Source organism: Wenjunlia tyrosinilytica (assembly GCF_014646055.1).
GTDB classification, from domain to species: domain Bacteria; phylum Actinomycetota; class Actinomycetes; order Streptomycetales; family Streptomycetaceae; genus Wenjunlia; species Wenjunlia tyrosinilytica.
Map to the genome: position 1 here is coordinate 220080 of NZ_BMMS01000010.1, position 14084 is coordinate 234163.

General features: G+C 72.0%; 12 protein-coding genes. 8 read left to right on the forward strand and 4 right to left on the reverse strand.

The genetic code is table 11. The features are described from left to right. The first annotated feature begins 47 nt into the window (after nucleotides 1-47). Nucleotides 48-1610: a hypothetical protein gene (locus IEY86_RS13810; protein ID WP_189131923.1), complete on the forward strand. Its 1563-nt coding sequence runs from the start codon at nucleotides 48-50 to the stop codon at nucleotides 1608-1610. A 52-nt stretch (nucleotides 1611-1662) separates the two neighbouring features. Then, on the forward strand, nucleotides 1663-2379 hold the full coding sequence (locus tag IEY86_RS13815) for an LOG family protein (protein WP_229698405.1): 717 nt from the start codon (nucleotides 1663-1665) through the stop codon (nucleotides 2377-2379). 211 nt (nucleotides 2380-2590) lie between these two features. On the opposite strand, the gene IEY86_RS13820 is transcribed toward IEY86_RS13815, so the two are convergent. Both IEY86_RS13820 and IEY86_RS13825 read right to left on the reverse strand, forming a co-directional pair. Further along, complete coding sequence (locus tag IEY86_RS13820) at nucleotides 2591-4921, reverse strand: ATP-binding protein (protein WP_189131924.1); 2331 nt, start codon at nucleotides 4919-4921, stop codon at nucleotides 2591-2593. Nucleotides 4922-5111: 190 nt separating this feature from the next. Beyond that, a complete protein-coding gene (locus tag IEY86_RS13825; protein WP_189131925.1) occupies nucleotides 5112-6479 on the reverse strand; it encodes an FAD-dependent oxidoreductase in 1368 nt (455 codons plus the stop codon). Between the two features lie 557 nt (nucleotides 6480-7036). Here IEY86_RS13825 and IEY86_RS13830 point away from each other — a divergent pair. Continuing rightward, nucleotides 7037-8662: an L-aspartate oxidase gene (locus IEY86_RS13830; protein ID WP_189131926.1), complete on the forward strand. Its 1626-nt coding sequence runs from the start codon at nucleotides 7037-7039 to the stop codon at nucleotides 8660-8662. A 62-nt stretch (nucleotides 8663-8724) separates the two neighbouring features. Here the strand turns inward: IEY86_RS13830 and IEY86_RS13835 are convergent, their stop codons facing one another. Continuing rightward, nucleotides 8725-9450 carry an SDR family oxidoreductase gene (locus IEY86_RS13835; RefSeq protein WP_189131927.1) on the reverse strand — a complete coding sequence of 242 codons (726 nt, stop codon included), beginning with the start codon at nucleotides 9448-9450 and terminating at the stop codon, nucleotides 8725-8727. A 123-nt stretch (nucleotides 9451-9573) separates the two neighbouring features. On the opposite strand from IEY86_RS13835, the gene IEY86_RS13840 reads away from it, so the two are divergent. From IEY86_RS13840 to IEY86_RS13860, 5 genes are all read left to right on the forward strand, one after another. Continuing rightward, entirely contained in the window at nucleotides 9574-10527 is a 954-nt protein-coding gene (locus tag IEY86_RS13840; protein WP_189131928.1) for a LysR family transcriptional regulator, read from the forward strand. Nucleotides 10528-10755: 228 nt separating this feature from the next. Further along, nucleotides 10756-11253 (forward strand): helix-turn-helix domain-containing protein, encoded by a 498-nt coding sequence (locus tag IEY86_RS13845; RefSeq protein ID WP_189131929.1) that lies wholly within the window; start codon nucleotides 10756-10758, stop codon nucleotides 11251-11253. Beyond that, the gene (locus IEY86_RS13850; RefSeq protein ID WP_189131930.1) at nucleotides 11240-11881 is read left to right on the forward strand and encodes an ImmA/IrrE family metallo-endopeptidase; all 642 of its coding nucleotides are present in this window, start codon (nucleotides 11240-11242) and stop codon (nucleotides 11879-11881) included. Before IEY86_RS13845 ends, IEY86_RS13850 begins: the two co-directional genes overlap by 14 nt. Continuing rightward, the gene (locus IEY86_RS13855; protein WP_189131931.1) at nucleotides 11874-13079 is read left to right on the forward strand and encodes an MAB_1171c family putative transporter; all 1206 of its coding nucleotides are present in this window, start codon (nucleotides 11874-11876) and stop codon (nucleotides 13077-13079) included. The genes IEY86_RS13850 and IEY86_RS13855 overlap by 8 nt, the downstream gene beginning before the upstream one ends. A 416-nt stretch (nucleotides 13080-13495) precedes the next feature. Beyond that, on the forward strand, nucleotides 13496-13732 hold the full coding sequence (locus tag IEY86_RS13860) for a hypothetical protein (RefSeq protein WP_189131932.1): 237 nt from the start codon (nucleotides 13496-13498) through the stop codon (nucleotides 13730-13732). A 150-nt stretch (nucleotides 13733-13882) separates the two neighbouring features. On the opposite strand, the gene IEY86_RS13865 is transcribed toward IEY86_RS13860, so the two are convergent. Further along, the coding region (locus IEY86_RS13865; protein WP_189131933.1) for an IPT/TIG domain-containing protein at nucleotides 13883-14084 on the reverse strand (202 nt) is incomplete at its 5' end.

Consider the following 14084-nt stretch of genomic DNA (forward strand, 5'->3'; position numbering starts at 1 on the left):
AGTTCGGACCCCAGAAGCGCCGATCGCCGAGAAGGAGGCGACACCGCATGAGGAAGGTCATGGCGGTCATCGACGAGTGGCGAGAGCGGATCGAGGACCATCCGCTGCACCGCTGGCTTGCGGCGGAGGACGAGGTCTTTCCGGAGCACAGGCTCTGGTTCGCCCTCTACTTCACGAACTTCATCATGTACTTCCGCGAGCTGAACCTCTATCACATCTCCTACCGCGAAGCCCGGGGCATGGACCCGGGGCGGGAGGCCATCTCGGCCCACGCGGACGAGGACATGACGCACTCGCGGCTGTTCATGCGCGACTTCAAGACCCTCGGCTGGGACGACCTGCTCGGCTGGAAGCCCTCAGAGGTCTTCCACTGGCTCTTCTCCAGCGAGGTGAACGAGCAGCTGCGGCGGCGCACGACCGCCATCGCCAAGCTCGTGATCGAGGCCGAGGACCCCGCGGTGCGCTTCGCGGTGTCGGAGGCGATCGAGGCCTGCGGCAACGCGTTGTTCCGGCACACCACCGAGGCCGCGAACCGTTACACGGCCCGCACCGGCAAGGAACTCGTCTACTGGGGCCAGTTCCATCTGGAGCGGGAGACCGGGCACGCGGTGGACGAGAACGTCTTCGAGGAGATGCTCCTCACCCGTCGGCAGCGCGAGGCCGCGATCCGGCGGGCCGTGCGTGTCTTCGAGCTGATCGACGAGCAGAACAGCGACATGCTGACCCTGGCACAGGAGACCGTCTCACAGGGCGGGTTCGACTTCCGGCGGGCCCGGCACGCCGCCGCGTCGATCGACGGGGTCGAGGCCGTCGAACCCCCGAAGGGCGCGGGCTTCAACTTCTGGCCGTCCGACCCGCACCCGTCCCAGCAGCCCGTCCTGGACACCCTGCACAAGTGCACCGAGTCCCTGCACGGTTCGCGCAGCGTGGAGTTCTTCGTCACCGATGACCTCGAGCAGTCACTGATCCGGCTGCGGGCCGCGCTGCTGTTCCACGCCACGGACACCCTGGGTTCGGTCACGCTGTACCGGCACATGGTGTCGTACCCCTTCGCGACCGACGCCGTCACCCGCGCGCTGAACCGGATGGCACGGCGCTTCGGGGGACCCCTGGAGCAGGGGCACGACCGGCGGTCGCTGTTCTTCGTCGACTGGGCCTCGCTCGAACTCGACGACGTGCTGGCCTGGCCGGTCAGCAGGACTTTGGAGTTCATCTACCTGGACGCGGCCACCGAGCCGTGGCGGGACATGCGCGCCGTCGCCACCCATCACATCGACGCGACCCAGAATCCGGTCCTGCGGTACTGGGCGATCCTGGCGCTCAAGTCGCTGAACACGGTCCAGGGGCGGGCGATGGCCGACCTGGCCCACCGGGTGGAGCGGCAGGCCGGCCTGCGGCTGCCGCACCTCACCCTGAAGATCAACGCCCAACGGCCCGAGCTGGAGCCGGACCCCGAGGCGGACGCCATCCGGTTCGAGTCCCTGCCCCTCGCCCCCGACGCGGCACAGCAGGCCGTCACGCTCGTGGGGGAGATCCACGAGGCGTTCGTACGCCGGTTCGACACGATGATCGAGGCGGTACGGCAGGCCAAGTACCCGCTGGCCTTGTGAGGGCGCGCGTGACCAGGACCCGGGAGGCCTGCATGCCGGTGAAGGGGGAGCGGTGACGGACGCCGAGCTGGGCACGCGAGCCGTGCCGGTGCCACGCGGTGACCAGGCGGGCCCGCCGACCGCCCCGGCCTCGACCGCCCCGGCCCCCGTCCCCCCGGCCCCGGTCTCCGCGGTCGCGGCCCGGGGGACCGCCGCCATGCGGATCTGCGTGTTCTGCGGAGCGCTTCCCGGCCGCAGGCCCGTCTACGGCGAGTCGGTCGAGCTGCTGGGGCGAGAGCTCGTCGCGCGTGGGATGGGCATCGTCTACGGCGGTGCGAGCATCGGGCTGATGGGCCGGCTCGCCGACGCGGTGCTGGCCGCCGGTGGGGAGGTGATCGGGGTGATGCCGCGGTACCTGATGGCCTTCGAGGTCGCCCACAGCGGACTGACGCGGCTGCACATCGTCGACGGCGTGCACGAGCGCAAGGCCCTCATGGCCGAACTCGCCGACGCCTTTCTGGGACTGCCCGGCGGGATCGGCACCCTGGAGGAGCTGTTCGAGGTGTGGACGTGGCGGCAGCAGAACCTGCACACCAGTCCGTGCGGGCTGCTCAACCTGGAGGGCTTCTACGACGGGCTGCTGGCCTTCCTGGACCATGTGGCCGACGAGGGCTTCGTCGCGGGCAGCCATGTCCGTGACACCCTGACGGTCCACCGGGAGGCGGGAGCACTGCTCGACGTGCTCGCCGCCGGGGCCGGGTACGTGCCGCCCGCTCGGCCGTCAGGATGACCCGCCGCCTCGGGGGCGGCCTTCGCGGGCGCGGCCATGGTCGGCCGGTCCCTCGGGCCCGCCAATCCTGAATGTCCACCAGTTCGTGCTAGGTGCCTCGGCGGGATCGACGCCGCCGGGGACCGGGCGGCGCGTTCGGACTCCGGGCCGCAAAGGTCCGGGTCCTGACCGCGTCGGCGCCGGCCGGGCCGGGAGGCCAGCCGCAGCGGTGTCAAGAACCCTCGTGATCGATGCGGCCCGCGGCCCAGATCGCGATCTGGGTGCGCGAGCGCAGGTCGAGCTTGTTGCGGATGTGCTCCAGGTGCGCGTCCACGGTGCGGGGGGAGATGCCCAGCCGCGCGGCGATCTGGCGGTTGGTCAGCCCTTCCGCGACCATGGTGGAGATCTTGCGCTCCCGGCCGCTGAGCACCGAACCGCCGTTCCGGCGCCGGTCCACGGCGCCGTCGGCCGGATCCACCCAGTGGTCGTCGAGCCCGTAGGCGCGCGCGGCTTCCAGACCGAGCCGGCTTCCGGCGGCGGCCGCAGCCGAGTTCTCCTTGTGGGGCAGCTTCGCACGCGCCGCGGTGACGGCCTTGTCCACCCTGTCCCGCCACGTCGGCGCGGCGGGCACGCTGTGCCTTCGGCGCAGCGCCTCGGCCGACGACGCCAGGCGCAGCGCGCGCTCGGCACGGCCCTCCTGCGCGGACAGGACCGCCAGGGCCTCCAGGGAGTACAGGCACTGGTAGGGCGCGGGCGCAACGCTGCGCAGGGATGCCCGGAAGTGCTCCGAGGCCGTGGCCGTGTCGCCACGGGCCAGAGCGACCATCCCGGCGACTGCCAGGCCGTGGGCCCGTACGGGGGAACCGGCACTGTCCTCGGTGCTGGGCAGCGCCTCCCTCAGGAGTTCCTCGGCCTCCTCCAGGTCCCCCGCTTCCGCCGCCGCCAGCGCGAGATGCTGCCGCCACCACGCGACCATCCCTGGACGCTGGATCGACACCGCCACGTCCACGCACTCCCGGAAGCGCCAACGGGCCACGCCCGGGGCGCCGAGCGTCAGCTCGACCAGCCCGCGGATGCCGAGCGCCTCATGGAGCAGGTCCGGGCGCTCCATTCCCCTCTCGGCCGCCACCGCCGCGTCGGCCAGTGCACGCGCCTTCCCGCCGTCTCCGTGGGCAAGGGCGAGCCAGGCCGCGTACACGAGGGCCACCGTGCGGTCGCGGCAGTCCTCGCGGGTACGCGCCAAAATGGCCCCCAGGAGGTCGCTGCCCTCCTCCAGATACCCCTGTTCCTGCCAGCAGCGGGCCAGAGCGGCACCGAGAAGGCAGGCGCGCTCGTCATCACCGCGGGCCGTGGCCCATACGACCACCTGGAAGAGGTTGTCGGCCTCCTCCTCCAGGCTGAGCAGCCCAGGGAAGGCCATGGTGTCGGGCTCCGGCTGGGCGAGCCGGACCAGCCGCGTCGCGAGGCGGTTGTGGACGAGGTCCAACTCGCCGCGCAGGCGCAGCTGCTCCAGGCCGTACATGCGGATGGACTCCTGCTGCCGGAAGCGGGCGGTTCCCCGCTGACCGGCTGTCGGGACGACCAGCGACTTGACCTCCAGCCCGGCGACCACCTCGAGCATCGCGCGCTGCGAGAGATCCGTGCCGCAGCACACGGCGGCCGCCGTGTGCAGGTCGAATTCACCCGGGAGCACCGACAGCCGCCTGCACGCGATCTGTTCGGCCTCGTTCAGCAGCCCGTAGCTCCAGCCGATGGCGTCCCGGAGGGTGCGATGGCGGCCCGCCGAGGTCCGGGTGCCGAGGTTGAGCAGCTCGAACCGATCGTCCAGGCGTGCGAGGATCTCCTCCACCGGGAACATGCTGATCCGCCTCGAGGCGAGCTCGATGGCCAGCGGATTGCCGTCCAGGTGGCGGCAGATCGTGGCGATGACGGGGCCGTTGTCCGCGGTGACCTCGAAGTGCCGTTCATGGGTTCGGGCCCGTTCTACGAACAGCCGTACCGCGTCCGAGCGCAGCAGTCCCTCCCGGGACCGGGTGCCCCCCAGCTCGGGCAGGGACAGTCCGTCGACCCGGAATGTCATCTCTCCGGGGACTCGCAGCACCTCGCGGCTGGTGGCGATGACGCTCAGGGCGGGGCAGGACGACAGCAGCCATCCGACCAGGGCGGAGCACTCCTCCAGCACATGTTCGCAGTTGTCGAGGACGACAAGCGTCCGGCAGTCCTGCGCGGCCTCGGCGACCGCCCTGGCCACATCCTCCCCGGGCCCTTCACGCACCCCCAGGCAGCGCGCGAACAGGCGCGGCACCGAAGCGCCGTCGGTCACCGAGTCCAGGCGCACCAGCCGCACACTGTCGGGCGGACGGCCGCGTAACTGGCCGGCCAGTTCCAGGGCGAGCCGGGTCTTGCCCACCCCGGCGGTGCCGACGAGCGTCAGCAGACGGTGCCAGCGGAGCAGGTCATTGAGTTCGCCCAGCTCGCGCTTGCGGCCCACGAAGCTGTCCAGCTGCACCGGAAGGTGGGCTCCGGAGCCGGCGCCTTCGGTCTCGATGCGATGGACCGTCATGACGTACCCGTGCCAGTGGCATCGCCCCCCGGGACGTCGATGCGCGGTAAGGCGTGAGGAATGCGGAGATCCGCTTTGGCGGCAGCCATGCCCTCACACTAGCGGCGGTCACCCAAAGCGAACATGTTGGCGACAGAAACTCATCAGACCTCTTTGCGGTGCGCCTGGTTGCCCATGAGTGGTACAGGGTTCAGTCGCCCGATCCGAACTCCCGGCGGTCGCATAGAAAGTCACTGATGATCCGCTTTGCCCAAGGAATCCGGTTGACCACCCGCATACCCATGCGCAGGCCGGTCAAAGCGGAAGGTCCGACGACTGGCTTGTGGATCAGGGAACCACCTCCCATCCGCAAACGGGATCTGCGGGCGGCCTCGAAGCCATGGGCCGCCATCCGCGTCTCATAGCGGTGCACCGCCTCGACGACGGTCATGTGTCCCTCGCGTGCGGCCGCCAGAGCGTGGGACAGCCGGGCGGCGTCGCGAAGCGCCGCGTTGGTGCCCATGCTGCGGCCGGGCGCCATCGTGTGGATGGCGTCGCCCAGCAGCGTGACATTGCTGCTCGGCCAGGCCGGGACGGCGGCCGAGGTGCGGACGCCGGTGGCGGAGCAGGTGGCCGGGTCGGTCAGGCCGAAGAGCGTGCGCAGACCGGGGTGCCAGCGGCTCGTCCTGTCCAGGACCACCTCGAGGAGTCCGTGGCCGCGGGTGGCCAGCAGGTCGGCAGGGAATCTGGACGCGGCCGCGGCGAGGGCCCAGGAGATGTAGTCGCGGGTGTCGTCGTACCGCAGACCGGGCCACGCGGCGAGCAGGGCGGCGTCGCCGTCGTCGACGCCTTTCTTCATGGCGCCGTCGGTGTCCCAGTTGAACTCCATCGCCTCCACCGCGCACAGATAGCCCTTCGTGGTGAAGATCAGCGACTCCCCGTCGAGCGCAGGAGGAGGCAGGATGCCCCGGTTCTCCGCGGTCAGCGGGACCTTCCCGGTCACGCACAGCAGACCGGAGTCGTCGAGCCGGGCATGGGGCAGGTACTGCCGACGCACCGCGGAGGACGTGCCGTCCGCGGCGACCAGTACGTCGCCGGTCTCCGCGCTGCCGTCCTCGAAGAAGGCGGTCACGGTGCCGTCGGGGTGCTGCTCGTAGCGGGTGAAGTCCTTCCCGAACCGCACGCTGTCCTCGACACCGGTCAGAAGCACCTGGCGAAGCGTCATCCAGTCCACCTGCCTCACGATGTGCGCCGCATCCGCGCCGCCGTGCCGCGGCAGCCGGAGCACCTCGGACAACTGCTCGGTCAGCACGGTCAGGCTCGCCGGGGGTCTGGCGCAGGCGGCCGCGAAGGTGTCGTGGAGGTCCGGCGGAAGACAGGCCCGCAGAGCGCGGCCGCCGCCCGGATCGATCGTCACCCGGGAGCCCCGTGGGCCGGGGGTGCGGCTCCGGTCGCGTTCGTAGACGACCGCGTCGATCCCGGAGCGCCGCAGGGCGTGCGCCAGGCACAGCCCGCCCGTTCCGGCACCGATGATGAGGACGTGACCGGGCGGTGCGGACTGATCGGGCTGCACAGACATGGTCCGGGTCCTCGACGGTCGGGGGGCGAGCGGCGATCCGCCCGCCCACAGGGGCATGCGGGGGCTGGGAATCCGTCGAGCGGCGGGTGTCGAGGTGCCCACCCCGGGTGTCGGGACGCCCAGCCCACCCAGCAGGCGGAGTGACAGCAGGCAGGTTGCAGGGCCCCGTTCGGTCGGGCATCGGTGAAGTGCGCAACCGGGTGGACTGTGGGCCCACCGGGGCCGGCCGGGCACGCTGCGTGTTTCACCGATGACGCCATGACGCCGGACTGCCGACCGTTGCCCATGACCGCCGCGCAACGGCCCCGTTGACCGCCGGGCCCCCGCGACACGAGCGCGAACCGACGCCGCGGGCGCCGCGCGCCGCCGCGCGCCGGCGACCGTGCTCGTCCCACCGTCCCCCGACTCAGGACCCGACTCAGGACCCGACTCAGGACCCGACACAGGACCCGACACAGGACCCGACACAGGACCGACTCAGGACCCGACACAGGGAAGGCGCACACCATGACCCGCTCTCGTCCCGGTCGGCACGCGACCTCCCACGGCGGCGGCGAGTGAACCCCGCCTGGCAGGCGTACGCCGACGTGGTCGTGGTCGGTACCGGCGTGGCGGGCCTGACCGCAGCGGTCCAGGCCCGTGACTGCGGCCTGGGCGTGCTGGTGGTCACCAAGGCGGATGCCGACGACACGAACACCCGGTGGGCACAGGGCGGGGTCGCCGTCGTGCTGGCCGACAGCAGGGCTCCTCACCGCCCGCCGGACTCCGTCGCCCGGCACATCGCCGACACGCTGGAGGCAGGCGCCGGGCTCTGCGTGGAACCTTCCGTGGAGGCCATCCTGGCCGACGGGCCGGCGGCGATGACACGTCTGCGCGGGCGCGGCGCGCGCTTCGACCTGGACGAACACGGCCGGCCGGCCCTCGCCCGTGAAGGAGGGCACAGCAGGTTCCGCGTCCTGCGGGCGGGAGGAGACGCCACCGGCGTGGAGGTGGAGCGCACACTCCTGGCGGCGGCGACCGACGCGGACGTCCCCGTGCTGACCGGGCACCTCGCGGTCGAGGTCCTGCTCGCCCACTGCGGTGCGGTGGCCGGGCTGGCGGTGCTCGACCCCGCCGACCGGCTCGGCGTGCTCCGCACCCCCGCGGTGGTGCTGGCGACCGGCGGACTGGGCAGGCTGTACCGGGCCACCTCCAATCCCGCGGTCGCCACCGGCGACGGGATCGCGCTCGCCCTGCGGGCCGGAGCCGGCGTCGCCGACCTGGAGTTCGTCCAGTTCCATCCCACCGTCCTGTACACCGGGCCGGACGCGCAGGGACAGTGCCCCCTCGTCACCGAGGCGCTGCGCGGCGAGGGCGCGGTCCTGGTGGACGGCGCCGGCGCCCGCCTGATGGGCCGTCATCCACTGGCCGACCTCGCTCCCCGCGACGTGGTGTCGGCGGTGATCACCCGGCGGATGAACGAGACCGGTGCCGACCATGTGTATCTGGACGCCACGCATCTGAATCCGAAGGGGAGCGCCTTCCGTCGCCGCTTCCCTACGGTGCACGCCGCCTGCCGCGCCGCGGGCATCGACCCGACGTCCGAGCCCATCCCCGTGGCGCCCGCTGCCCACTACGCCTGCGGCGGTGTGCTGACCGACACCGACGGCCGTACCGAGGTGCGCGGGCTCTACGCGGCGGGTGAGGTCGCCCGCACCGGTCTGCACGGCGCCAACCGGCTGGCCTCCAACAGCCTGTTGGAAGGGCTGGTGGTCGGTGAGCGGGCGGCCGCAGCGGTCGCGGCGGATCGGGCGATCGGGTACGGGCGCACGAGTGGGCCGGTCCGGCCGATGGAGCCGCTGACGGCGGCCGGGCGGCCCGAGGTCATCCGTGACTCGATGACCCGCCACGCCGGAATCGGCCGGCACGGTGCGGGACTCGCCGCCGCGCTGTCCACCGTGGAGGCGTCGCCCGGGCCGCCCGACGAATCACCGCGGGCACGGTTCGAGGCGGCCGCGATGACCCTGGTGGCCCGTGCCCTGATCCTCGCCGCCGCGGAGCGCACCGAGTCCCGCGGCTGCCATGTGCGCTCCGACCACCCGGACAGGGACGACGCCTTGTGGCGGCGCAGCCAGGCCGTCCGGCTCGACGGTGACACCCCCTCGGTTTCCGACCGGGTCCGTCCCCGCGGGACGACGAGGTGACGGACTCCGGGGCCCTGCCCGAGCCGGTGCCGGCGGCGGGCTCGGACGCGTTCGAGGAGCCGTCAGACCAGCCGCCCCCCACCGTCGACGTGCAGCACGGTGCCGGTCACGAACGGGCTGCCCACGGCGAACAGGACGGTCCGCACGAGGTCGTCGGCCGTGCCCACCCGCCGGGCGGGGTTGCGCTCGGCGACCCCGCGCAGGAACGCCTCCTTGTCGGCCCCGAGCCTGTCCCACGCCCCGGAGTCGACGATGCCCGGCGAGACTGCGTTGACCCGTACAGGAGCGAGTTCGACGGCGAGCGCCTGCACGAGGAAGGCCAGGGCTCCGTTCGTCGTGGCCATCACGGTGCGTTCGGGCACCGGCCGCCAGGCGGCGACCCCCGAGAAGAAGGTGAACGATCCGCCCTCCTCCACCTGGCCCGCCAAGTGCTTGGCGAGCAGAAGCGGTCCGATCACCTTGGCGGCGAAGGCGCGCTGCACGGCCTCGAGTTCGAGGTCGGCCACCGGCCCGTTCGCGGGTATCGCGGCCGTGGACACGAGATGGTCGAAGCGGCCGGTCCGCTCGGCCAGCGCGGCGATGGAGTCCTCATTGGTGAGGTCCACGGTCACCACCGTCGAGGGGCCGGTCAGTTCACCGGCCGTCCACTCCAGACTGCGGGGGTCGGGTCCGGCGAGGACGAGGTCCGCTCCGGCGGCTGAGGCGGCTCGGGCGAGCCGCCGCCCGGTGTGCGAGCCGGCGCCGACCACGACGAGCCGCCGTCCTTCGAGCGCGTGTGAATCGGTCATGTCCAGGACTCCTCAAGCCGGGGTGGGCCGCCGTTCCATGCGGTCGGCGGCACCCCCGACTCTGCGGCAGCCTCACAGGATGAGTCCAAGGCATACTTCTCATCGGTCCTATAAGATAAATTCATGGCAACCCTGCGGCAGCTCGAATACCTGGTGACGGTGGTCGACCTCGGTTCCTTCACCCGCGCCGCCGAGCTCCTCCATGTGACCCAGCCCGCGCTGTCGCACCAGATGCGCGCCCTCGAACGCGATCTCGGCGGGCCCCTCCTGGAGCGGCTGCCCCGCTCGGTCCGGCTCACCCCCATGGGGCGCGCCGTGCTCCCGCACGCCCGCGCCGCGCTCGCCGACGCCGAAAGGGTCCACTCCTCGGCCCGGCGGGCGGCCGGTCTGGACAGCGCGGAGCTCCAACTGGCCACGGTGTATTCGGCCAGTCTAGGGGTGCTCCCGCCCGTGCTGAAGGCCTGGCGGCACCAGCACCCCGGGCTCCAGATCCGCCTGCTGGAGTTCCCGCACACCGACGCCCTCCAGGCCGCGATGACGGCGGGACAGGCCGATGTCGCCGTCGGTCCCACCCCCGCCGAATGGGAGGGCCCGATCCACCACCTCGGCGTCGAGGAGTTCCTCGTCGTCCTCCCCGCCGACGACCCCTGCGCCGCGCCGGCCCCCTCGGGCGCCTCGGAGACCTCCGCCGCCACCCGTATCCGGTTGGCGGCCCTCGCCGACCGCGACTGGGTCCACTACGCCCCGGAGAACGGTCTCGCCGAGGTCCTCGACCAGGCGTGCGCCACAGCGGGTTTCCGGCCCCGGATCGCGGTCCGCACCGAGCAGACCGCGGCGGCACCCCTGCTCGCGGCGGCCGGCCTCGGACCCGCGCTCGTGCCCGCGAATCTGATCCCTCCCCATTTCAACGCCCGTCTGCTGCGCCCCCAGCCGCCGGTTCAGCGTCCCATGGCCGCCTACGCGCGCACTCGTCCCGACCCGTTGACGACGGCATTCGTCGACACACTGGAGCGGCACGCGCGAATCCTGCCCCCACACGTGCGCAAGCGCCTCGGATCCGCGCGTTCGGACGGCTGACGCGGAGTCACCCGGCCATCAACTCACGGTTAAGTCTCGTTCACACCGCGCCTCCCACCGCACCCTGGTGCTCGGCGACGCCCGCATGGCAAGATGCGCCACGCGGTGCAACGAGCCTTAACCAACGGTGAAGGCTCGGCCCGCACCGGCTCGGCTCGTTCCGTCGGCGACACGGACCGGCGGACCCATCGGTCGTGCCACGGCGGATGTCGGAGGACGGTGCGGATCATGGTCGGGAAGGGGCGGCCGTCACAGGGACCGGGCGCGCCGCTGGCGCAGCGGCTCAACTACCTGTTCCTGAACATCCACCCGCCCGGCGGCTCCTACACCAACGCCCATGTCGCGGAGCAGATCAGCAACAGCGCGGAGTACGGCGGCGGCGGCCTCACCGAGCAGTACCTGTCGATGCTGCGCAACGGCAAAAGGGCCAACCCCAGCCCCGAGATCCTCCGGGCGCTGGCGAAGTTCTTCGGAGTGCCCGCCGGCTACCTCCTGGGCGACCTCTCGGCGCCGCAGGCGGAACGGGTGGAGGACGAGGTCCAGTTCCTCGTGGCGATGCGGGACCACCGGGTGCGGACGATCGCGCTGCGCTGCGTCGGCCTGCCGCCCGAGGTCCAGGAGAGCCTGGGCACGATCATCTCCCAGTTCCGGCGGCAGATGAACCTTCCGCCCGACCCCCCGCAGCCTCCCGAGCCCAACGGTGGGGCGGCCCATGGACAAAGCTGAGGCAAGGCAGCTCTTCCATTACTGGAGACCGGCGGGCGAAGGGGACGGTGCTGAGATGCGGGTGGGGCGGATCCGCCGACAGTGCAAGGAACTCATCAGGGAACTCCGGCTCCCGCCCTCCACGGACCTCGACGGCGTACGCAATGTCACCGCCGGGCGGACCGGCCGCCCGATCCACCTGGTGCCGATGAGCCTGGGCGGCACGGTCTCCGGGATGACGGCCACCACGGACACCGACACCTTCGTGTTCTACGAGTCCCGGACCTCGCCCTGGCACCAGGCCCACATCGTGCTCCACGAACTCGGCCACCTCCTGCTCGGCCACGAGCAGGAGCCGACCGTCACCGAGGAGGCGGTCAAGGTCTGGACGCCGTCGGTCGACGCGGCCACCGCCATGCAGCGGATGGGGCTGACCATGGGCTTCGCCCGGCACCACGCCTACGACGACGCCGCCGAGCGCGAGACCGAGGTCCTGGGCACGCTCCTGATGGAGCATCTCGTCTCCTCGCTGTCCGAACCGGTCGTGCCGCTGGAGGGCAAGGCCGCCGAACTCGCCGCCTCGCTGGGCCCGGCGCTGCTGCACATCCACCGGACCGGGGCCGACGGGACGGGAGGCGGCGGTGTTTGACGTCCTCTACCTCGCCTTCGCGGCCGTCGCCTGGGTGATCGCCGCCTACAAGGCGCGCGCCTGGCTCAGGGGCCGGCGCAACGCCGACCTCGGCCTGGTGTGCCTGATGACGGTCGGTGTGGCCACCGTCTTCCTGTTCTCGGCGCCGAGTGTCTACATCAGGTTCGACGAGCTGGTCGGAGTGTCGAACCTGGGCATGGTGGTCATCTACTCCGCGGTCGTGGTGTTCGCCGCCGGGGCGCTCCTGCTGCTGTTCCTGCGGTGGACCGGGCGTGAGAGCCACGAGGCCCAGGCCAGGGTGAGGGCCCGCTCCCGCCTCCTCCTCGGGCTGATCGCCGCCACATGGACCGTCGCCGTCGTGTGCTTCGTGCTCGGCCGCCCGGACGACGTGGAGCACCCCCGCGACCTGAGCACCGCATACGCCTCCAGCCCCGGAGTCGTGACCTTCCTGGTGCTGTACCTGATGATCTTCGGGGCGGGTACGGCGATCCTCGGCTCCATGTGCGGCCGTTACGCGCAGACGCTGGGCGGATCGTGGATGGCCCGGGGGCTGCGAGCGGTCTGCGCGGGGTGCTGGCTGGCGCTGCTGTACTGCGTGTGCAAGCTCGCGGGGTTCGCCGGCACCTGGGCCGGCCGGGACATGTACTGGGTCTCCAACGGCATCGCACCCATCAGCGCCTCCATCGCCGCCCTCCTGGTCGTCGGCGGCTTCGCCCTGCCCGCCATGGCGCCCCGTGCGGCCGCCTGGCGCAGGCTGAGGCATCTGAGGGCCCTGTGGCGCACGGTCACCGCCGACGCCCCGGAGGTCACCATGGAGCAGCCCCGGTGGTCCCGCTGGTGGCCGCTGGCGGACCTGGAGTGGCAGGCGAACCGGCAGATGGCGGAGATCCGGGACGTCCAGCGGCAGATCCGCCGCCATGTGGACGCCTCCGTCATCGACATCGCGCGGGAGAGAGGCCGGGCCGAGGCGCTGGACGACCGGGACGCGGCAGCCCTCGTCGAGGCCGCGGCGCTGCGGCGCGGCCTGCGCAACAAGGAGTTGGGCTATGTGCCCGCCGACGGCGCCCAGAGCGTGGTGATGACCACGGGCACGGGCCTCGAGGAGGAGCACGCGCACCTGGTGCGGGTCGCCGAGATGTACCACCTGCCGCTGGTGGACTCGGTGCTGGTGGCCGTGCAGGAGTACAGCGCCACCTAGCGGTCGAGGTGGTCCAAGGACGGGGTGGCCCGCCACGGGGGTGCGGGTCACCCAAGGGGGCGGTGGCGCGGGGACTGACGGGGGGTCCCCGCGCCACCGGCAACACCGCCCTGCCCCTCCGCGTTCCGCCGGCCGCCCGGTGCGCTCGGGCGTGGTCGACGCGGTCCGCGCATCGTGGGATGTGTCACGGCAGCGGAGCGATTTGGCCGGAGAGTGTCGTCCTATGGCCACATCCCATCGGTTGATGAGTTAAGTCTGTCCGAGCGCTGCCCAAATGGGCCCCGGATGAGGTACAAAGGAGTCGGGCCCGTCCGGTGTGCATCCCCCGTCGCACCGGACGGGCCTTTGCGCGCCCCGCGCAGGTGGGGCCCCGTCCTGAGATGCGCGCCGGGGAGCCGGGCCGCACCCTGGATTCCATGACCGAGAGCTCCAGCGTCCGCCGGCCGCTCATGGTGGTCGGGCCCGTCATGCCCGACGACCGTCCCTTCCGTGTCGTCGAGATCAGGGGCGGGACGGACCGGGAAGTGGTGGCCAAGGCGCACAGTCTCGTGGACCTGATCTTCTTCGCCCACAGCGAGGGACTGGAGCACATCGACCTGGACGACCCCTCCAAGGTGCGGTGGATCGGAGGCGGCCAGTACCACTGGTCCTGAGTCCCTGCGACTCGGCGCTGAGCGATATGACCGCGGACCTCGACCTGCCCCCGGCTGGAGCGCGCCGCTGGGCGGACCCCGACGGGGACGTGGTCCCGCCCAGGTGAGCGGGCGCCGTCGGGGCGCCCGCGTCCGGCGTGCGCGGCCCGGTCAGACGACGGGTGGACCGACCCGGGTGTAGACCGCAGCCGGGCTGGTGCCGCCAGGGGTGGTGACGGTGACATTGGCCGCCCCGCCGGCTCCGGCTGGGGCCGTGGCGGTGATGTGGTTGTCGGAGACGACGGTGAACGCGACGGGCGTCCCGCCGAACGCCACCGCGGTGGCCTCTGTGAGATTGGAGCCGGTCAGGGTC

Coding starts and splice junctions, on each gene's coding strand:
- IEY86_RS13835 (WP_189131927.1), bottom strand. CDS start 9,450: ATGACCGATTCACACGCGCTCGAAGGACGGCGGCTCGTCGTGGTCGGC.
- IEY86_RS13820 (WP_189131924.1), bottom strand. CDS start 4,921: ATGACGGTCCATCGCATCGAGACCGAAGGCGCCGGCTCCGGAGCCCAC.
- IEY86_RS13860 (WP_189131932.1), top strand. CDS start 13,496: ATGACCGAGAGCTCCAGCGTCCGCCGGCCGCTCATGGTGGTCGGGCCC.
- IEY86_RS13840 (WP_189131928.1), top strand. CDS start 9,574: ATGGCAACCCTGCGGCAGCTCGAATACCTGGTGACGGTGGTCGACCTC.
- IEY86_RS13845 (WP_189131929.1), top strand. CDS start 10,756: ATGGTCGGGAAGGGGCGGCCGTCACAGGGACCGGGCGCGCCGCTGGCG.
- IEY86_RS13850 (WP_189131930.1), top strand. CDS start 11,240: ATGGACAAAGCTGAGGCAAGGCAGCTCTTCCATTACTGGAGACCGGCG.
- IEY86_RS13825 (WP_189131925.1), bottom strand. CDS start 6,479: ATGTCTGTGCAGCCCGATCAGTCCGCACCGCCCGGTCACGTCCTCATC.
- IEY86_RS13810 (WP_189131923.1), top strand. CDS start 48: ATGAGGAAGGTCATGGCGGTCATCGACGAGTGGCGAGAGCGGATCGAG.